Genomic DNA, 18496 nt, shown 5'->3' with positions numbered 1-18496 from the left:
GGTGCGGGTACTGATTGTAGACGACGAACCGGCGATGCACGAATCCTACCGGCATGCGTTCCGCAGGCCGGAGGGCGAGCGCTCTCTGTCGGCCATGGCCGCCGCGCTCTTCGAGGAAGGTGACGCCGGGGCTGTGCCTCTAGAGCCAGCTGCGGAACTGGAACTCGTGCATGTTTCCCAGGGCCTGGAGGCAGTCGCTGCGGTCGAAGAAGCCGTTCACGCCGGCCGGCCGTTCGCCGTGGCGTTCATCGACGTCCGCATGCCGCCCGGCATCGACGGCAAGGAAACTGCGCAGCGAATCCGCGCCATCGATCCGGACGTGAACCTGGTGATCGTCACCGGCTTCTCGGACTTCGCGCCGGCCGAGATTTTCCGCGCCGCCGGCCCGGCGGACAAGATCTTCTACATCGCCAAGCCGTTCGAGGCGGTCGAGGTGGTGCAGACCGCAACCGCGCTTGCGCACCGCTGGCAACTGGACCGCGAGCTCGCGGCTACCCGCGCGGCCTTGGCGGAAAAGGTCGCGCAACTCGAGGAACAGGCACGGGAACTCGCCGCGAACGAGAGCAAGGCGGCCCATATCGCCAGCCACGATCCCCTGACCGAAGCGCCCAACCGGCTCGCCTTCCTGCGCGCGCTCAGCGAACGCGTGCATGTGCCGGGTTGCTTCGCCGTGGCGATGCTCGACATCGACCGGTTCAAGACGATCAACGACACCTTCGGCCATTTCGCCGGCGATGAAGTGATCCGCACCGTCTGCAACTTCCTTTCCGAGCAGATCGGCGAGGAGGGCTTGGTTGCCCGGCTCGCGGGCGACGAGTTCGGGTTGATGATGTCCGTGTCCGGCGAGGACGAGGCGGTGATGCGCTGCGAGCGGCTGCTGCGCGCCTGCTCGGGGACGCTCAGCATCTTCGGCCAGTCGGTGCAGAACACCGCTTCGATCGGCCTCGTGGTGGCCGACGCGGATCATGAGCGCGACTCGGTCGACATCATGCGCCGTGCAGACCTGGCGCTGAACGAGGCGAAGCGCGCAGGGCGGAACCTGGTCCGGGTGTTCGATGAGAGCATGGACGAGTCGGTCCGCTTCCGCCGCCAGATCGAGACCGGGCTCGGCCAAGCGATGGCTAACGGCGAATTGTCGCTCGTCTACCAGCCGATCTTTGCGCGCGGCGGATTGGAAGTGGTCGCGTTCGAGGCGTTGCTCCGCTGGTGTAGCCCCGAACATGGCATGATTTCTCCGGGTATGTTCATCCCGGTGGCCGAGGAGAGCGGCCTGATCCACGACCTCGGCGACTGGGTCGTGGAGGAGGCGCTGGAGGCGGCGAAGCGCTGGCCCGGACAGTTCGTTTCGGTGAACTTCTCCCCGCGCCAGTTCCGCCGGCAGAACTTCGTTGCGCAACTGGTGGCGCAGGTCCAGCGGGCCGGCGTTTCCCCGAACCAGTTGCAGATCGAGATCACCGAGACGGCACTTGCCGAAAACGCCGAACGTGCCGCCGACACCCTCTACCGGTTGCGGCAGATGGGCTTCCGCGTCGCGATCGACGACTTCGGCACCGGTTATTCCAGCCTGTACAACATCCGCACCTTCGCGCTCGATACGCTGAAGATCGACAGCAGCTTCGTGGACGGCATGGGACGGGAGCGCGAGTCCGCCGCGATCGTGCACTCGATCATCCACCTGGGCCGTGCGCTGGGCCTGGAGGTCGTGGCGGAGGGCGTCGAGAACGAGACGCAGCTCCAGGCGCTGCGCCTGGCAGGCTGTTCTCAGGTTCAGGGCTATTACCTCTCTCCGCCGCTGGTCGCCGATGATGCCGTGCGGCTTGCCCATGGCGGCAGTGTACTCGAACCGCAGACCCCCTGCGCACCCGATGCGCAGGTGCCGGGTACCGGCACTACCGGCTGATGCCGCGGCGCCGGCGCGCGCGTCAGGGCTGGCGCCGCCACCTGCGTAGGGCGGGCCCGACGTCCCTGTCCGGCAAGCTCGTGTGGATCCTCACCGGCATCGGTGTTGCGGGGACGCTCGGCATCGCCCTGATGCTGACGCTGGTGCTCACCCCCGGCTTTCGCCAGTTGGAGGATCAGGCGATCCAGCGCGAGACGGAGCGCGCCGCCGCCGTGCTCGACACGCTGCGCCTGCAGGTCGAGGCGGCTGCGCGCACGGTCGGTGAGACCGGTGGCGCCCAGAAACTGGCAGTGCGGCTGGTGGAGGAAAGCCGGCGTGCCCGGCTGCTCGTGCCGGATGATCCCCTCGACGCCCAGCGTACGGCCGAGGCCTTGCGCGGCATCGATCTGATTACAGCACTGTCCGGGGGGGACGCGGGCAGCTTTTTCGTCTGGAACGGCGGCACGCTGAGTGCCGTCGGCGTCGCGCGCGTGCTCGCGCCCGAAGCTGCCGTCCCCACCTATGTCGCGGTTGCCGAGCCCGTCCATCGCGCCCAGATCCAGCAGCGCCTCCATCGAGCGGTCCGGCTCGTGCCGATGGGTGCCGCCACTCCGCGGGTGGACCGGTACCGCGACGGTCTCGACCTTCGCGTGCCGGTCCCCGGCTGGGACGGCCGCCCCGTCGCGGGCGTTGCCTTCTCCATCGATCGGAACCTCTGGGGGCTCGGCAGCAAGCTGCTGATGTACGCCGCAGCGGGTGTCACCGCGCTGATGCTCCTGCTCCTGATCATGCTGCGGCGCATCTTCCACCGGCTGGTGCTGCAACGGCTGCATTCGGTCGAGCGGCACATGCACCAGATCGGCGACTCCGGCTCGATGGCGGCGCTCCCGGATCCGGTCACCCGGGATGAAATCGGCTCGCTCGTGGCCAGCTTCAATGCGATGCTCGGCCAACTTGCCAGCCTCCGCGAGCAGCTGGAAGTGCAGTCCTTCCGCCTCGGCCGGACCGAAAGTGCGGAGGCCGCGATGCACAATGTCCGCAACGCGCTGAACCCGATCAGCACCATCCTGTCGAAGGGGCTCACCCACGCGCTGCCCATCGAGCCGGCCACGATCGACCGCGCGCTGAACGAGCTCGGCGAGCCGGGGATTGACCCCGAGCGCCAGGTGAAGCTCGCCGCGTTCCTGCGCGCTGCGCTCGACGCCGAGCGGAGCGCGCGCGCGGAGCGGCTCTCCCAGCTCGAAATGGGGCGCGACGCGCTGCAGAACGTGCTGGAGATCATCGGCAGCCGCTCCCAACGGGATCAGGATCGGCTCCCGCTGGAGGTCTGCGACGTCACCCAGTTGATCGCCCGCAACGGCGCGATCGCGCGCTATTCGCGCGAGTTGTCCATCGCCACCGTGTTTCCCTCCAAGTCCTGCCTGGTGCGCGCGAACCGCGTAATCCTGAGCCAGGTCATCGGAAACCTCTTCTCCAATGCGGCGGAGTCGATCGCAGCCGCAGGAACGCCCGGCGCCAGCATCCGCGTCTCCATCACCGAACGAGAGGGGCGCGTGGAGGTGGTGATCCGCGACAATGGCGAGGGCTTCGACCCCGGGGATGCACCGGCGTTGTTCCAGCGCGGCTTCTCGACCCGCAAGAACCGGTCCGGCGGGCTCGGGCTGCACTGGTGCGCGACGTCGATGATGGCGATGGGCGGTGCGCTTCGGCTGGAGAGCGAGGGCTGGGGGAAGGGAGCGCGCGCGGTGCTGACGCTCCAGCGGGCGCAGGCGCCGGCCCAAGCGCCGGAAATCGCCGCCTGAAGAGCGGGGCGCCTGTCGCCTCGTTCCAGACTTTGGTAGGGGGCCCACGAGACGGAATGCCGCATCCGCGCGATGCGGTCGCGCGCCGCCGAGGCGGCGGGCGCATCGAAGAGAGGATGCACGGTGACGGCGATTTCCAAACCAGGCTGGGCGGCGCTTGCGCTGTTGGCGGCGGCCGCGCTCGGCGTGGTCGCCTTTTCCCGCGGTGAGGCGGTCAACGCGCTATGGATCGTCGTCGCTGCGGTCGCGATCTACCTGATCGCCTATCGCTTCTACGCGCTCTACATCGCCCGCCATGTGATGAGGCTCGATCCCGCGCGCGCGACGCCTGCGGTCCGGCGCGCGGACGGGCTCGACTATGTCGCTACCGATCGCAACGTGCTGTTCGGCCACCATTTTGCGGCGATCGCCGGGGCGGGGCCGCTGGTGGGTCCAGTGCTCGCGGCGCAGATGGGCTATCTCCCCGGCACCCTGTGGATCCTGGCAGGCGTCGTGCTCGCAGGCGCGGTCCAGGACTTCATGGTGCTGTTCATCTCGATGCGGCGCGACGGCAAGTCGCTGGGCGAGCTGATCCGCATCGAAATGGGCCCGATACCCGGCACCATCGCGCTGTTCGGCGCCTTCATGATCATGGTGATCATCCTAGCGGTGCTGGCGCTCATCGTGGTGCGCGCGCTCGCCGACAGCCCTTGGGGCATGTTCACCGTGGCGGCCACGGTGCCGCTCGCGATCCTGATGGGCATCTACACGCGCTGGCTGCGCCCGGGAAAGATCGGCGAGGTCTCGATCCTCGGCTTCGTCGGCCTGATCCTCGCGATCGTCTATGGCGGGCAGGTGGCGGCGTCGCCCACCTTCGGGCCGCTGTTCACCTTCTCGGCGGTCGAGCTGTGCTGGATCCTGATCGGCTATGGCGCGGTAGCCTCCGTGCTGCCGGTGTGGCTGCTGCTGGCGCCCCGCGATTATCTCTCCACCTTCCTCAAGATCGGCGCGATCGCCGCGCTGGCGATCGGCATCGCGATCATGGCGCCGCCGCTGCGCATGCCGGCGGTGACCCAGTTCATCGACGGCAGCGGCCCGGTCTGGTCGGGCGCGCTGTTCCCGTTCCTGTTCATCACCATCGCATGCGGGGCGGTCTCCGGCTTCCACGCGCTGATCGCGAGCGGTACCACGCCCAAGCTGATCGCCAGCGAGGGCGACGCGCCCTTCATCGGCTATGGCGCGATGCTGATGGAGAGCTTCGTCGCGATCATGGCGCTCGTCGGTGCCTCGATCCTCGATCCGGGCGTCTACTTCGCGATGAACAGCCCGGCGGCGGTGCTGGGCACCGACGTCCATTCCGCGGCGACGGCCGTGACGGCGATGGGCTTCCCGGTCACGGCCGAGACGCTCGCCCAGACCGCCAGCGACGTCGGCGAGACCACGATCGTCTCGCGCTCTGGCGGGGCGCCCACGCTGGCGGTCGCGATGGCGCACATCTTCAGCCATGTCGTGGGCGGCAAGGCGATGATGGCCTTCTGGTACCACTTCGCCATCCTGTTCGAGGCGCTGTTCATCCTGACCGCGGTCGACGCGGGCACGCGCGCGGGCCGCTTCATGCTCCAGGACCTGATCGGCCTCGTCGTGCCGCGCTTCCGGGAGGCGTCGGCGATCGTGCCGGGCGTGATCGCGACCGCGCTGTGCGTCGCCGCCTGGGGCTTCTTCCTCTACCAGGGCGTCACCGATCCGCTGGGGGGCGTGAACACGCTGTGGCCGCTGTTCGGCATTTCCAACCAGATGCTTGCCGCCGTGGCGCTGGTGTTGGCGACGGTCGTGCTGTTCCGCATGAAGCAGCAGCGCTTCGCCTGGGTGACGATGGTGCCGGCCGCGTGGCTGCTGGTCTGCACGGGCAGCGCGGGCTTGTTGAAGCTCTTCTCGGCCGATCCGAAGGTCGGGTTCCTGGCACACGCGGCGCGGTACGGGGAGGCGCTCACCAGCGGCAAGGTGCTGGCGCCTGCCAAGGACCTCACGGAGATGCGCCGCATCGTGTTCAACGATCGCATCGATGCAGGGCTCTGCGCGATCTTCCTCGCGGTGGTCTTCTCGATCGTCTTCTACGGCATCCGCACTTGCCTTCAGGCCCGCCGGATCCCCCGGCCGAGCGTGACCGAGATCCCGCCGACGCTAGCGCGGGTGGAGGCGGCGCAATGAGCCGGCTCGCGGCCCTTGTCGCACGCGTGCGGGAAACGGCCCACCTGATGGTCGGTATGCCCTCCTATGCTGCCTATCGCCTGCACATGGAGCAGCATCACCCCGAGAGGCCGACCATGAGCGAGGCGGAGTTCTTCCGCGATCGGCAGCAGGCCCGCTATGGCGGCAACAACGGCGGTCGCTGCTGCTGACCGGCGCGTTCGGCCCTTCGTGCGCCCCGGGAACCGTCAAACGGCTTGAGCCGGCCAGCCAAGCGTGTAGGGCCGCACGCCCATGTCGCACGCACGCCCCACAGCCCTCGGCCTAGATTTCGGCACCACCAACTCCGTTGCGGCGTTGGCGCGCGGCGGCGCGGCCGACCTCGTCCTGCTGGACGCACCCGATGGCCCGGATGCGGTGTTCCGATCCGCGCTCTGCTTCTGGCAGGACGACGCGGTGCCCGGCGGCGTCGCGTCCGAGGCTGGCCCTTGGGCAATCGCCGAGTATCTAGAATATCCGGAGGGCAGCCGTTTCCTCCAATCGTTCAAGTCGGTCGCGGCGAGCAGCGCCTTCGAACAGGCGACCGTCTTCGATCGGCGCTACCGCTTCGAGGACCTGGGCCGCCTGTTCCTCGACAAGCTCGCCGCCCGGGCCGGCGGCGCGTTTGGCGGCATCGGTCGGGTCATCGTGGGCAGGCCGGTGGAATATGCTGGCCATAGGCCCGACGAAGCCCTGGCGCGCACCCGCTATGACGCGATGTTCGCCGCGCTGGGGGCGGAGATCCACTATGTCTACGAACCGGTCGGCGCGGCGTTCAGCTACGCGGCGCGCATCGAGGATCCGGCCACCATCCTGGTCGCCGATTTCGGCGGCGGCACCAGCGACTTCTCGGTTGTCCGCATCGCGGCACCGGGCGCCGAGCGCCGGTGCGAGCCGCTCGGCCATGCCGGTGTCGGCATCGCCGGCGATCGCTTCGACTATCGCATTCTCGACCATCTCGTCCTGCCGCTCTTGGGCAAGGGCAGCAGCTATCGCTCGTTCGACAAGGTGCTGGAGATCCCGCGCGGCTATTTCACCGACTTCGCCGATTGGTCGCGGCTCGCGCTGATGCGCAACCGCCGGACGCTCGCCGAACTCGACAAGCTGCGCCGCAGCGCGCTCGATCCGGACGCGGTCGGGCGCATGATCGCGGTGATCGAGGAGGAGCAGGGCTTTCGCCTTTATGACGCGGTCGGCCGCGTGAAGCGCGACCTCTCTGCAGCCGAGAGTGCCAGCTTCCGGTTCGCCGGCGGCGGGCTGTCGATCGAGGCAGAGGTCACGCGCGCGCAGTTCGAGGCGTGGATCGCGCCCGACGTCGCCCGCATCGAGGCGGCCGTCGACGCTGCCCTGGCAGCGGCCGCCGTGCCGCCGACGGCGATCGACCGTGTGTTCCTGACCGGCGGCACCTCGCTCACGCCCCGCATCCGGCGGCTCTTCACCGAGCGGTTCGGCGAGGAGAAGATCGCCAGTGGCGGCGAACTGACCTCCATCGCGCACGGCCTGGCATTGATCGGCGAGCAGGAGGATGTCGCTGCCTGGGCAGTCTGAGGCGTCATCGCTGTAGAAGATGCGGGCGGAGTAGTTATGCTCCCCCTGGGGCGGCCGTGGCGGGTGCTGCGGTCCGCGTCGGGGGAATGGGCGATGGATCGAGGGACCGGCACTTCGCAGCCGCTGGAGCCGGCCGAGCGGCACCGGCCGAGCTTCTCGCTCGGCAATCGGCTGTCGCGGGTGGGGTGGGGACTCTGCTGGCTGTTGCTTGCCCGATGGACGCCGCCGCCGCTCCATCGCTGGCGTTGCATGTTGTTGCGCCTCTGGGGCGCGGAGATCGGCCGCGGTGCGCGCATCTATGGCTCGGTCCGGATCTGGCACCCTGCAAATCTCGTAATCGGTGACGGATCGATGCTCGGCCCGCGGGTGCGCTGCTACAACCAGGGACGCATCACCATCGGGCGGTCGGCGGTCGTCTCACAGGATGCCAGCCTCTGCGCCAGCACGCATGACGTGGTCGATCCCGTGTTCCCGCTCCGCCTGCGACCGATCCGGATCGGCGATCACGCCTGGGTCGCAGCCGAGGCCTTCGTCGGCCCGGGTGTGGAGATGGGGGAGGGGGCGGTGCTCGGCGCGCGAGGCGTGGCGATGCGCGATCTCGCGCCTTGGACCTTCTTCTCGGGCAACCCGGCTCACGCTCTGAAGCCACGACCGAGGTTGCCGTAACGAACCAGAAGGGTACGTTTTCACTTTCCTACATGGCGGCTTCCGGATCACACCTGCCGCGGACATTCATCCCGGGAGGCTCCGCATGTCTTCTTCCATCCCCATCGACGTACCCGCGCCGTTCGTTCCCGCCGTCGGACTTTCCTTCGGCCAGCCGGGAGCGGACGCCGTGTTCGTGGACGCCGCCAATCCGATGCCGGTACGGCTGGCCCGCGCCCCGGCTGCCGCCATCCCGCTGGCCGGGACCGCATCCGCGTCCGGCCGGGTCGGGCCGTTCGTGCCGGAACTCGATCGGCCCATCCACCTCACCCTGTCGGGAAGCTGGTCCGGTACGGTGCGGGTGCTGCGATCTGTCGACGGCGGCACCACGCTCGATCCGCTGACGCTTGCCGGCGAACCGTGGGCCGTCTTCACGACCAACGCCAATGAGCCGGTCGCGGAGGAGAGCGTCTCCGGCACGAGCTATTATGTCGAATTCTCGCTGCTCAGCGGCGCGGTCACCTACCGGGTGGCGCAATGAGCGCGGACCTGCTGGCGCGCGGGATCGGTGCGCGCGCGTATGCCGTCGCCCGACTCAGCGCGCGCGAAACCGCGATGCAGGCGGCTGCGGCTATGCCCATTGGCCCGCTCCCCTGCTTCACCGTGGCAGGAAGTCCGCCGCTCATCACCGTGACGGACGCTGCCGCAACCACCATCTCCGCCGCCGTCCGGGTGACTGCGACCGACGCCTGCTTCCGTGTGACCGGCACCCCGATCGTGGCGGTAGCGGCCGATCCTTCCACCTACGGCGCCTCGGACGGAGCAGGGGGCACCGGCTTCACCCGCCCGATCCAGTGGGAGTGGATGAGCGACGCTGCGCAAGTCGAACTGCTCGTGTTGAAGCACAATGCGCTGTTCGATCTCTTCGTCGACGGGCAGCTCATCCAGGAGGGCGCCTTTGCCACGCCCGCTACCGGAGATCGGCGGCTGGTGAAGCTCGACTGGAATGCCACCGGCGATCCCCGCCGCCCGCGGCACTATCGGCTGGCCGGGATCAACCTCCTGTTCGGTGGCCTGTATCTCGATGCTGCCGGCAGCGCCTGGTTCCCTGGCGACTCGGCGCGACGGGGGCTCATCGCCATTCTCGGCGACAGCTACAGCCAGGGCACCGGCGCACCCTCGGTCGCGCGGGCTTGGGCGGCCGCTGCCGCCGCTCAGCTTCAGATGGATCCGTGGAGCGATGGTGTGGGCGGCGCTGGGTGGAACAGCGGGGGCGCGAATGTCCCGGCCTTGCGGGTGGCGAAGGGCATCGCCGCCCTTACTCGGGCACCCGATCTGCTGGTGGCGGCGATGGGCTACAACGACTTCGCCGCGGATGCGTCCTCTCTGGTCAGCCTGCGCGCGCGCTATGATGCATGCTTAGCAGCGATGCGGTCGGCATGGCCGGCTGCCCGCGTCGTGACGCTCGGGCCGTGGACACCACTTGGGCCGACGATGGCGCTAGGGCGGGTCAAGGCGGCGCTGATCGAAGCAGCGGCTGCCAACCGAGCGGCGTACGTGGATATCGACAACTTCGTCGGCGTCGGCAATCGCGGCATCTACACCGCGCCGGACAACGTCCACCCGACCGCAGCCGGCCACCTCTACCTCGGGCGCCGCATCGGACAGGCGATCACCGAGGCGCTGGCATAGCCAGCTAGAGAGGCACGCCCGCCGGCCGCCCCCACGCCGGTCGGCGGGCAGGCGCCGCCCATGTCGGGGCGCTCGTCTCTGCGACAGGCCGGTACGGGCGAGCCGCGGTCCGACAGGCGACGATAAAATAGTAGGTGAGCAGGGAGGACTCGATCGACAGGAAGCTGCCGGAAAGCGCGGTGGACAGCAGCAGGTAGAGCAGCGCCGCGGCCGCCTCGCGCCGTCCGGAGAACACAAGCGCCGCGACCCCGACGAGGGCGGCGGCGAGTGCAGCGACGCCCAGCACGCCGAAGTAGAGCAGGACTTCGTAGATGCCGTTGGTGATCTTCGCCTCACCAGTGCGCTCGGCATAGCCGGTGGCATCCGCCACCAGTTCGGCCGCACCGATCGCGACGCCCGCCGGATTCACCGCGAGCGTCTCCACCACCGGCGCGAGGGGCGCCACGGTGCGGCGATAGGTGGATGCCTCCGCCTGGACCGCGGCGTCGTTGCGCAGGCGCTGCTCGAACGCGGCACCTTGCACCCCGGCAACCAGCACCGTGAGCGACGCCAGCGCCAGCGCGCCGCGGCGCGACCGGCCGAGCAGGATCGTGCCGATGGCGGCGGCCAGCACCAGCAGGCCGAGTGACTTTGTCAGCAGGAGCGCGGCGAGCAGCACCCCAGCTGCCCGCACCGCGCGGCGGTGCTGGAGGAAGTCGATGAAGGCGAGCGTCCCCAGCACCCGGCCGCACATCGACGGCTCGTAATAGAGGCCGATCGCCCGCACGCCCCAGCCGGGCTCCATCCGGAGATAGCCGTGCACCAGGTCGATACCGAGCAGGGGCGCGACAAGCTCGAACCCTGCGAGGCTCCCGGCCAGTCCTGCCATGAGCCACTGCCCACCCGCTACCAGGAGGATCATCGACGCGAGAGCGAAGGGCGCCGGCAGTTGCACCGGACGGATGCTGAGGAATGCCAGACCGATCAGCATCACGGATGCAGCCCACAGGGCATAGGATTGCAGAAACGCGTCGGCCGTCGGCAGCAGCGTCGCCTCCGTCAGCGAAGCGCCGAGAAACAGCAGCAGCGGGCACAGCAGCAGAACTGCGGCGATGGCCAGGGGCGCCAGCCGCAGGCGAACCTCGCGTAGGGAGACCAGCAGCACGACCGCCGCCGCGAGCCCGCCCAGGGTGACGGCGTAGCTCCCGACTTCCCCAACCCGCACATAGAGGCCTAGCACGCTCGCCCCGGCCAGCAGCCGGAGCGGCACGCGTTCCCGCAGATCGGCAGGGTGGAGGCGCAGCATCAGCGTGCCGATCCACGCGGCGCGATGCTGGTGAGCAGCGTGAACACCGCCGAATGGAGCGCACGCCGTCCGGCGCTCACCGCCACCTTCCATCGCGGCAGGCGCAGCACCGCACGCTGGATGGCAGCCGCTTCGCGGATCAACAGCCGCTTGTTGCTGGACATGGCGCCGCGCTCGAACCGGTTCACGCCGATGATTTCGGCGAAGCTCTCCATCCGCGCGCCCGCCATCGCCATGCGCGTGAGCGCATCATAGTCGCCGCACACCCGGTATTGCTCGCGGAATGGGTAGCGAAGGTGCAGCGTGCGCCGGACGAAGGTCGCCTGGTGCAGCCCGGGCTGGCCGTGCCACAGATACCCCGGTGGCTTGGCCTGTCGGGCAAGGATGCGCCCGCCGAAATCCATTTGCGACCCAAAGAAGGCGATGTCGGGGTCACCCAAGGCTGCCATCGCCGCCGTAGCGCGAGCGAGCGCGTCAGGACCGATCAACCGGTCACCCGCATTGAGGAACAGCACATGCTCGCCGCGGGCAAGCCGCAGCCCCTTGTTCATGGCGTCGTAGATGCCGGCATCCGGCTCGGATACGCCCCGCGCGACCCCCTGATCCAACAGTGCCTCCACCAGCGGCCGGGTTGCGTCCGTCGACGCGCCATCCACGAGGATCCACTCGAAGTCCCGCAGGCGCTGATCGCTGAGCGAGCTTCGGGTCCGCTCCAGTCCCGCCCGGTCATTGCGCACGATCGTGATGATCGACAGCGGGACGCTCATGCCGCGGCCTGCGTATCGGCAGGCGGAAGCGCCCGTGCGTAGACGCCCAGATAGGCGTCGAGCATCGCGGCTCCCGACCAGATCTGCCGCGCCCGCCGTGCCAGTTCGGCAGGGGAAATGCCGTCATAGAGCGTCGCCTCACGGCCGGAGCGGACCAGCGCCAGCGCTTCGTCCGCCGACTGCACGCAGCGCCCGCCGACCTGGGCGAGCATCTCGCGGGCCGCGCTGGAGGGATAGGCGAGCACATAGCAGCCTGCGCTCAGCGCCTCGATGATGGTGAGCGGGGCGTTGTCCATGCGGGAGGGAAACAGCAGCCCGCGCGCGCCTCCATAGAGCGTCGCCAGCGCCGCCCGGGCGCGGACCTCGCCATGCTCGAGGGCCGCGGTGTCGCGAAACGGGTTGCCGCGGCCGATGAGGCCGACCGTGACGCCGGGCTCCGCCGCCAGCGCACGGACGAGCCCGGGGTCGATCTTGCCCGGCGCGGCGAGATCCGATGCGCAGAACAGGTGTCCGCGCCGGTCCGACGTCGGGCGGACAGGGCCGAGCGCCGCTTCGAACTCGCGGTCGAGGGCATTGGGCACGCAGACGACCTCCAGCTCTGGAAGGATTCGGGCGTGGTCCTGCGCGAGGTGGCGGGAAGGGCAGACGATCGTCAGGCGGTCGCCGAGCATCCGCAGCGCTTCGTGCCGCGCCCGGCGAGTTGTCGCGGACCGGTCCAGCAGGCTCGGCAGGTCCTCGAAGCGCCGCTTCCCGCACTCGCCGCAGCGTCGCTCCCAGCCGGAACATTCGCGCACGAAGCCGCAGCGACCTGTCAGCAGCCACCAGTCGTGGGCGGTGATCACCACCGGCTTGCCGCTGTCCCGCAGCATCCGGACAAGGCCTGCCCATCGGACGTACCAATGATGTACCGCGTGCAGGTGGATCACGTCCGCTTCGGCGACGGCATCCCGGATCGCCGCGACTCCGGCCGTCGCGACCTCCCGGCCGCCCAGCAGATGCGCTGCGAAGTTCGCGAGCACGACGGGCCGGGAGCCGATCATCTCGATCTCAGGCTCTGCCAGTACCTGCGGGTCTGGCGCGATTCCTGACCCGTAGCCGTAGAGCAGGCGCGGCTGGTGACCGGCACCTCGTAGCCGCTGGTGCAGATCATAGGCTACGCGTCCGGCGCCGCCCTGAGTGGCGCGGATGTTGAGGGCCAGGATTCGCTTCGATGGAAAGGCCGCGCTGCCGCGCATCAGCCTTGCCGTTCACGCGGGCCGGAAACGGCGCGCAGCGCGAGCGCCGGCGTCCGCTTCAGCGCCCGCTGGGTCGGGCATCGGAGCAGCGAGCGGAGCATGTAGGGGAGCGCCGCGCGCGTGCGTTCGAAGCGGCTTTCGATCTCCGCGAGCGTCCATAGATGCTCCGCTGCGACATAGCGCTGCTCCGCCTCGCTCGACGCCATCGCTGCCGCGCGGCGATGGACCAGCGCATGTCCCGTCTCGACCGCCCGCGCCGAGGTCGTGATGCGGGCGTGCGGCCCCACGTCTAGGAAGGTGAGCGGTTCGGGGAGGAAGGCGAAGCGGCCGCGCCGGCTCAGCCGCAACCAGAGCTCCCAATCCTGGCAGCTCGGCAGTTCCGGATCGAAGCCGCCCACCGCCCGAAAGGCCTCGGCCCGGACGCAGACGCTCGAGCAACTGCCCACGAAGTTCCAGCCTGCGATTGCCACGCGCAGCGGCCACCGCTCGGGCGGCGCACGTCCTACCGTGCCCCGGCCCGTGCCCGCGCCGGACCGCGTGAGCTGGGCGCGGTTGTAGGACAGCATGGTAGCCGGGGAGGCGAGCGCGGCGCGGTGGTTCGCCAGCCGGCGCGGCAGCCACCAATCGTCGGAGTCGAGGAAGGCGAGTATTTCCCCCGACGCCTGTCGCGCCGCGAAATTGCGCGCAGCCGCTCCTCCGGCGCTGCGCTCCTGGCGCAGCAGTCGTGCGGCCGGCGTAGCCCCGACGAGCGCGGCGATCCGCGCGGCTTCCTCGGCGCAGGAGCCATCGTCCACGACCAGGATCTCCTGCGGGGGATCGGTCTGGGCCGTCACGCTGGCAAGCGCGCGGGCAAGCTTGTCGGCGCGATCGCGGGTAGGGATGATGACGGAGATGCGCGTGCCGCTCATGATGCGCGCGCTCCGATAGAGGGGAAGGGGCGGGGCAGGTGAATGTGCGCACCATGGCGCGCGACCGTGGCGACCAGCACCGCAACGCCCAGCGCCTGCCCCAGCAGCGATGCGTGGAGGACTGCCGCAAGAGGAGCACTGCCGGCCCGAGTGAGGATCGCTGCGCCGAGTGCGGTGACGCAGAGCGCGACGCTGCCGCTCGCGCACCGCTGCCACAGCCAGTCTCCGCCCAGCGCTGCTATCGAGCAGTGGCTGTAGGCGGCGACGCAGGCGGTGACCGCGGCGAGCGCGATCAGCTGCGGCCGCAGCGACAGCGCCAGCTGCACCATTGTGAGGTCGCCGATCTGCGGCAGCATTGCCGCGAAGGGCGCAAGCAGGAGCAATCCCGCAGCGTTGAGCGCGAAGACCAGCATTCCGGACGCGAGTGCCGGACGCAGGTCGAGCGTCCGCCGGCTGCCGCTATCGTAATAGCGCTTCAGCCGGGTGGTGACAGTTACCGACAGGAGGGCGACCTCCAGCCCCAGGATGCGCTGATACAGCGCCACCTGGGGTGTTGCCGTGCCGTTCCCCAGGCTCGCCACGATCAGGATCGGCGCGTTGAAGGTTGCAGTCGCGACGAACGTCTCGATGCCGACCAGGCTTGATCGACGGAGTAGGATAGCCAGGCCTGCCGCCACGCGGCGGGCCCGGGCGCGCGCCAGCATCGCCGCACCCTTCGCCCAGCTCGCCCCGTTCCGGGCAGCCGCGATCGACAGCAGGAATCCCACGAAGGTGGCGAGCAGGTACAGCAGCAGCGCCCCGTCGACGTCCAACCGCACGGCCCCCGCAAGCGACAGCGCCACGCCCACGCAGAAGAACAGCGCCGGCGCTGTCTCGACGAGGATCGCGGCGGCGACGCGCTCCTCCAGCAGCAACAGGTGACGGTTGAGGTAGGCCAGCTGGAACAGGAGGTTCGCCGCGAAGCCCAGCAGGAGCGCCGCCGTCGACACTTCCGCCCGCCAGCCGTGCACCAGCAGCAACGGCAGCAGCAATGCCGTCGTGGCAAGCCGGAAGCCAAGGCTCCAGAACACCAGCACTCGTGTCGCTCGGCCGCGATGGGCCAGCCGGAACTGGTAGCGGCCGATCCCGAAGTCGGCGGCTTGTGCCGCGACACTGGCGATCGACAGCATCAGCGAATAGCTGCCGAAGCCCTGAACCCCCAGGACCTGGGTGATCAGCACCAGCGTCGCCGCCTGCGCGGCAAGGCCCAGCGCCTTGATCGCAAAGCTGGCCACAGCCCCGGCCGCCCGCCCGCTCATGCGGCAACGGCCTCCACCTGCGCGACGAAGCCGTCCAGGATCGCCCGGCGGCTCCAGCGTGCCTCGGCCCGCCTGCGAGCTGCGACGCCCATGGCCTCCGACCTGGGACCATCGTCGATCAGCGTGGCGATCGCCTCGGCGAGGGCGGCAGGATCGCCCGGCGGCGTCACCAGCCCGCATCCCTCCACCTCGCGCGCGAGGCCCGACCCGGCGGCTGCGGTAGCCACGACAGGGCGCCCGCTCGCGAGCATGTTCGCGAGCTTGGATGGCAGCACCAGATCGGCTGCTCCGGCGGTCTGCGGCAGCAGGTGCACGCTCGCCAGGCCCAGCAGCGCACCCATTCGCTCGGCGGGTTGGAGGGGATGAAACCGGATGTTGGTGAGGGCCGCGGCCCGTGCTTCCAGCCGAGCCCGATTCGGCCCCTCGCCGCAGATTACGAAGACGATGTCCTCGCGATGGGCGAGCCGGTGCGCCGCCTCGACCAGGATCTCGATGCCCTGCTTGTTGGCGATGTTGCCGGAATAAAGCGCGACGTGCCGGTTCCCCAGACCCCATTCGCTGCGGTATCCGGATGGCACGCCCAGTGGCGTGATCGTATCCAGCTCTGCCCAGTTGCGGAACTCGACCACCCGTTCGGCCGGAACGCCCTTCTGCTTCAGGCGGCGGCACATCTGCGGCGAGATGCTGCTGACGATATGGGCGGATTTCAGCGTCGGTGCCTCGAAGGCGCGTGCCAGTCGCGCAAGCGGCTCCGCGCCCTCCAGCAGGCCCGTCGCAAACGCTGCCTCCACTTCGAAATCCTGGACGTGGATCCACAGCGGCGCGCCCGCGATCCGCGCCGCCAGCTTGGCGACCGGAACCGACAGGAGGGAGGGCGCCACGGTCAGCACCAGCTGCGGTCGAAAGCGGACTGCTGCTGCCAGCATCGGGGGCAGGGCCGCGAGCGCAAAGCTCAGGTGATGCGCCACCCGGCGGGCGCCTGATGGTTGCCTGGGCACATACAAGGGGCAGCGCCAGATCGTCGTCCTGCCACGCGTTTCGCGACTGTAGAGCGTGCGGGAACATCCCGGGGCGAGGGCCCAGCCGGGATAATAGGGCTTGGCGGTGACCAGCTGCACCTCGTGCCCCGCCGCTGCCAGCGCCGCAACGGTGCCTGCCGTATAGGGCCCAATTCCAACGGGTTCCGGCGCATGGTTGATGCCCAGGATCAGGATGCGCATGGCTGTACCTGCTGCTGATAGTGGGCGTACACCTGGGCGACGCCGTCGCGTAGCCCGATCCGGGGCTGCCAACCGGTGGCCCGTAGGCGGCGGCTGTCGAGCAACTTGCGCGGTGTGCCGTCGGGCCTCGTCCGGTCGCAGCGGATGCCGCCCGCGAATCCCACGACCTCCGCCACCAGGCGGGCGAGGTCGAGGATCGAGATATCCTCGCCAGACCCGATGTTTACGTGGCACTCTTGCGAGTAGATGTGCATCAGGTGCACGCACGCATCGGCAAGATCGTCCACGTGCAGGAACTCGCGGCGGGGTGTGCCGCTGCCCCAGAGCTCCAGCGTGTCGGCACCGGCCAGCTTCGCGGCATGTGCCTTCCGGATCAGGGCGGGAAGCACGTGGCTTGTCTCCAGATCGAAATTGTCGCCCGGACCGTAGAGGTTGGTGGGCATGACCGAGATGAAGTTGCAGCCGTGCTGGCGACGATAGGCCTGGCAGAGCTTGATGCCCGCGATCTTGGCGACCGCGTACCATTGATTGGTCGGCTCCAGCGGCCCGGTGAGCAGGGCTTCCTCCGGGATCGGCTGGTCGGCGAACTTCGGGTAGATGCAGCTGGACCCCAGCAGCATCAGCTTGCCGACGCCCGTGCGGTACGCCGCTTCCACCACGTTCGCCTCGATCAGCAGGTTGTCGTAGAGGAAGTCCGCGGGTGCGCGATCGTTGGCGAGGATGCCGCCGACCTTGGCCGCCGCAAGGAAGATGGCATCGGGACGATGGGCCGCCATCCATTGCTCGACGGCGTCCTGCCGCCTGAGGTCGAGTTCGGCACGTCCGGCGGTGAGGATCGTGCAGGCCTCGCGTCCGAGCCGCCGGACCAGCGCGGAGCCGACCATGCCGCGATGCCCAGCGACCCACACACGCTTGCCGGTGAGGGGGAAGCCGTCACTCGGCACTGCAACGCTGCTCCCGTGCGACGGCGACGAGGTCCTCGCGCACCATTTCGGCGCATAGGGCATCCCACTTGGTGCCGTGCTCCCAGCCCAGGCGCTCCCGTGCCTTGCTCGGGTCGCCGATCAGCAGGTCCACTTCGGTCGGCCGGAAGTAGCGCGGGTCGACCTCCACCAGCGTCCGGCCGGTACGCGCGCAGACGCCGGTCTCGGCCACGCCGGAGCCGCGCCATTCGAGCGGGAGTTCGACGAGTTCGAATGCCTTGGCGACGAAGTCTCGCACCAGCGTGGTCTCACCGGTCGCCAGCACATAATCGTCCGCCCAATCCTGCTGCAGCATCATCCACATGCCGCGGACATATTCGCGGGCATGGCCCCAATCGCGCCGCGCATCGAGGTTGCCGAGGTAGAGCTTGTCCTGGAGCCCCAGCTTGATGGCTGCGGCCGCGCGCGTGATCTTGCGGGTGACGAAGGTCTCGCCGCGCAGCGGGCTCTCATGGTTGAAGAGAATGCCGTTCGAGGCATGCACGCCGTAAGCCTCGCGATAGTTCACGACCATCCAGTAGGCGTAGAGCTTGGCGGCGGCGTACGGGCTGCGCGGGTAGAAGGGCGTGGTCTCGCGCTGGGGTACTTCCTGCACCAGCCCGTAAAGCTCCGACGTGGACGCCTGGTAGAAGCGGGTCCTGTCCCCCAGCTTGAGCAGCCGGATCGCCTCCAGCAGCCGGAGCGTGCCGATGGCATCGGCATTGGCGGTATATTCCGGCGTCTCGAAGCTTACCGCGACATGGCTCTGCGCGGCGAGGTTGTAGATCTCGTCCGGCTGCGTCTCCTGCACCACCCGGATCAGGTTGGTGCTGTCGGTCATGTCGCCATAGTGGAGGATGAAGCGCGGGTCCTCGACATGGGGATCCTGGTAGAGATGCTCGATCCGCGACGTGTTGAAGGAGGAGGATCGGCGCTTGATCCCGTGGACGGTGTAGCCCTTGGACAGCAGCAGCTCGGACAGATAGGCGCCGTCCTGGCCGGTGATGCCGGTGATCAATGCGGTCTTGCCGGTGCTCACGGTTCGTTCCC

General features: G+C 69.1%; 16 protein-coding genes. 8 read left to right on the top strand and 8 right to left on the bottom strand.

What is annotated here, in order from left to right:
* The first annotated feature begins 34 nt into the window (after positions 1-34).
* The 8 genes from ABDZ92_RS09910 (at position 35) to ABDZ92_RS09875 (ending at position 9771) form a co-directional block, all read left to right on the top strand.
* Positions 35-1900 carry a putative bifunctional diguanylate cyclase/phosphodiesterase gene (locus ABDZ92_RS09910; protein ID WP_125960570.1) on the top strand — a complete coding sequence of 622 codons (1866 nt, stop codon included), beginning with the start codon at positions 35-37 and terminating at the stop codon, positions 1898-1900.
* Positions 1900-3681 (top strand): sensor histidine kinase, encoded by a 1782-nt coding sequence (locus tag ABDZ92_RS09905; protein WP_164521244.1) that lies wholly within the window; start codon positions 1900-1902, stop codon positions 3679-3681. The genes ABDZ92_RS09910 and ABDZ92_RS09905 overlap by 1 nt, the downstream gene beginning before the upstream one ends.
* 132 nt (positions 3682-3813) lie before the next feature.
* The gene (locus tag ABDZ92_RS09900; RefSeq protein WP_241211821.1) at positions 3814-5868 is read left to right on the top strand and encodes a carbon starvation CstA family protein; all 2055 of its coding nucleotides are present in this window, start codon (positions 3814-3816) and stop codon (positions 5866-5868) included.
* A complete protein-coding gene (locus tag ABDZ92_RS09895) occupies positions 5865-6059 on the top strand; it encodes a YbdD/YjiX family protein (RefSeq protein WP_125960567.1) in 195 nt (64 codons plus the stop codon). The genes ABDZ92_RS09900 and ABDZ92_RS09895 overlap by 4 nt, the downstream gene beginning before the upstream one ends.
* 82 nt (positions 6060-6141) lie before the next feature.
* Positions 6142-7434 carry an Hsp70 family protein gene (locus ABDZ92_RS09890; RefSeq protein ID WP_125960566.1) on the top strand — a complete coding sequence of 431 codons (1293 nt, stop codon included), beginning with the start codon at positions 6142-6144 and terminating at the stop codon, positions 7432-7434.
* A 93-nt stretch (positions 7435-7527) separates the two neighbouring features.
* Positions 7528-8100: an LbetaH domain-containing protein gene (locus ABDZ92_RS09885; protein ID WP_125960565.1), complete on the top strand. Its 573-nt coding sequence runs from the start codon at positions 7528-7530 to the stop codon at positions 8098-8100.
* Between the two features lie 85 nt (positions 8101-8185).
* Positions 8186-8620 (top strand): hypothetical protein, encoded by a 435-nt coding sequence (locus tag ABDZ92_RS09880; protein WP_125960564.1) that lies wholly within the window; start codon positions 8186-8188, stop codon positions 8618-8620.
* On the top strand, positions 8617-9771 hold the full coding sequence (locus tag ABDZ92_RS09875) for an SGNH/GDSL hydrolase family protein (protein ID WP_125960563.1): 1155 nt from the start codon (positions 8617-8619) through the stop codon (positions 9769-9771). The genes ABDZ92_RS09880 and ABDZ92_RS09875 overlap by 4 nt, the downstream gene beginning before the upstream one ends.
* A gap of 4 nt (positions 9772-9775) precedes the next feature.
* Here ABDZ92_RS09875 and ABDZ92_RS09870 read toward each other — a convergent pair whose 3' ends face one another.
* From ABDZ92_RS09870 to gmd, 8 genes are read right to left on the bottom strand one after another with little or no spacing between them, the layout of a single operon-like run.
* Entirely contained in the window at positions 9776-11056 is a 1281-nt protein-coding gene (locus ABDZ92_RS09870; RefSeq protein WP_125960562.1) for a hypothetical protein, read from the bottom strand.
* Entirely contained in the window at positions 11056-11823 is a 768-nt protein-coding gene (locus ABDZ92_RS09865) for a glycosyltransferase (protein WP_125960561.1), read from the bottom strand. The genes ABDZ92_RS09870 and ABDZ92_RS09865 overlap by 1 nt, the downstream gene beginning before the upstream one ends.
* Positions 11820-13058 (bottom strand): glycosyltransferase, encoded by a 1239-nt coding sequence (locus ABDZ92_RS09860; protein ID WP_125960560.1) that lies wholly within the window; start codon positions 13056-13058, stop codon positions 11820-11822. Before ABDZ92_RS09860 ends, ABDZ92_RS09865 begins: the two co-directional genes overlap by 4 nt.
* Positions 13058-13966, bottom strand: a complete 909-nt coding sequence (locus ABDZ92_RS09855) for a glycosyltransferase family 2 protein (RefSeq protein WP_125960559.1) — start codon at positions 13964-13966, stop codon at positions 13058-13060. Before ABDZ92_RS09855 ends, ABDZ92_RS09860 begins: the two co-directional genes overlap by 1 nt.
* Positions 13963-15264 (bottom strand): hypothetical protein, encoded by a 1302-nt coding sequence (locus tag ABDZ92_RS09850; RefSeq protein ID WP_125960558.1) that lies wholly within the window; start codon positions 15262-15264, stop codon positions 13963-13965. The genes ABDZ92_RS09855 and ABDZ92_RS09850 overlap by 4 nt, the downstream gene beginning before the upstream one ends.
* Positions 15261-16484 carry a WcaI family glycosyltransferase gene (locus tag ABDZ92_RS09845; RefSeq protein WP_125960557.1) on the bottom strand — a complete coding sequence of 408 codons (1224 nt, stop codon included), beginning with the start codon at positions 16482-16484 and terminating at the stop codon, positions 15261-15263. The genes ABDZ92_RS09850 and ABDZ92_RS09845 overlap by 4 nt, the downstream gene beginning before the upstream one ends.
* Complete coding sequence (fcl, locus tag ABDZ92_RS09840) at positions 16472-17428, bottom strand: GDP-L-fucose synthase (RefSeq protein WP_125960556.1); 957 nt, start codon at positions 17426-17428, stop codon at positions 16472-16474. The genes ABDZ92_RS09845 and fcl overlap by 13 nt, the downstream gene beginning before the upstream one ends.
* Positions 17418-18485: a GDP-mannose 4,6-dehydratase gene (gmd, locus tag ABDZ92_RS09835; RefSeq protein WP_125960555.1), complete on the bottom strand. Its 1068-nt coding sequence runs from the start codon at positions 18483-18485 to the stop codon at positions 17418-17420. Before gmd ends, fcl begins: the two co-directional genes overlap by 11 nt.
* Positions 18486-18496: the final 11 nt, after the last annotated feature.

The organism is Sphingomonas molluscorum (assembly GCF_039522995.1).
In the GTDB taxonomy this organism is placed as follows: Bacteria; Pseudomonadota; Alphaproteobacteria; order Sphingomonadales; family Sphingomonadaceae; genus Sphingomonas; species Sphingomonas molluscorum.
Note: the sequence above shows the minus strand (reverse complement) of the source record. Positions and strands in the feature narration are given on the sequence as shown.

What these genes read in the sequence shown, in the direction of transcription:
- ABDZ92_RS09910 (WP_125960570.1), top strand. Translation starts at nt 35, where the DNA reads ATGCACGAATCCTACCGGCATGCGTTCCGCAGGCCGGAGGGCGAGCGC.
- ABDZ92_RS09905 (WP_164521244.1), top strand. Translation starts at nt 1,900, where the DNA reads ATGCCGCGGCGCCGGCGCGCGCGTCAGGGCTGGCGCCGCCACCTGCGT.
- ABDZ92_RS09895 (WP_125960567.1), top strand. Translation starts at nt 5,865, where the DNA reads ATGAGCCGGCTCGCGGCCCTTGTCGCACGCGTGCGGGAAACGGCCCAC.
- ABDZ92_RS09890 (WP_125960566.1), top strand. Translation starts at nt 6,142, where the DNA reads ATGTCGCACGCACGCCCCACAGCCCTCGGCCTAGATTTCGGCACCACC.
- ABDZ92_RS09885 (WP_125960565.1), top strand. Translation starts at nt 7,528, where the DNA reads ATGGATCGAGGGACCGGCACTTCGCAGCCGCTGGAGCCGGCCGAGCGG.
- ABDZ92_RS09880 (WP_125960564.1), top strand. Translation starts at nt 8,186, where the DNA reads ATGTCTTCTTCCATCCCCATCGACGTACCCGCGCCGTTCGTTCCCGCC.
- ABDZ92_RS09875 (WP_125960563.1), top strand. Translation starts at nt 8,617, where the DNA reads ATGAGCGCGGACCTGCTGGCGCGCGGGATCGGTGCGCGCGCGTATGCC.
- ABDZ92_RS09870 (WP_125960562.1), bottom strand. Translation starts at nt 11,056, where the DNA reads ATGCTGCGCCTCCACCCTGCCGATCTGCGGGAACGCGTGCCGCTCCGG.
- ABDZ92_RS09865 (WP_125960561.1), bottom strand. Translation starts at nt 11,823, where the DNA reads ATGAGCGTCCCGCTGTCGATCATCACGATCGTGCGCAATGACCGGGCG.
- ABDZ92_RS09860 (WP_125960560.1), bottom strand. Translation starts at nt 13,058, where the DNA reads ATGCGCGGCAGCGCGGCCTTTCCATCGAAGCGAATCCTGGCCCTCAAC.
- ABDZ92_RS09855 (WP_125960559.1), bottom strand. Translation starts at nt 13,966, where the DNA reads ATGAGCGGCACGCGCATCTCCGTCATCATCCCTACCCGCGATCGCGCC.
- ABDZ92_RS09850 (WP_125960558.1), bottom strand. Translation starts at nt 15,264, where the DNA reads ATGAGCGGGCGGGCGGCCGGGGCTGTGGCCAGCTTTGCGATCAAGGCG.
- ABDZ92_RS09845 (WP_125960557.1), bottom strand. Translation starts at nt 16,484, where the DNA reads ATGCGCATCCTGATCCTGGGCATCAACCATGCGCCGGAACCCGTTGGA.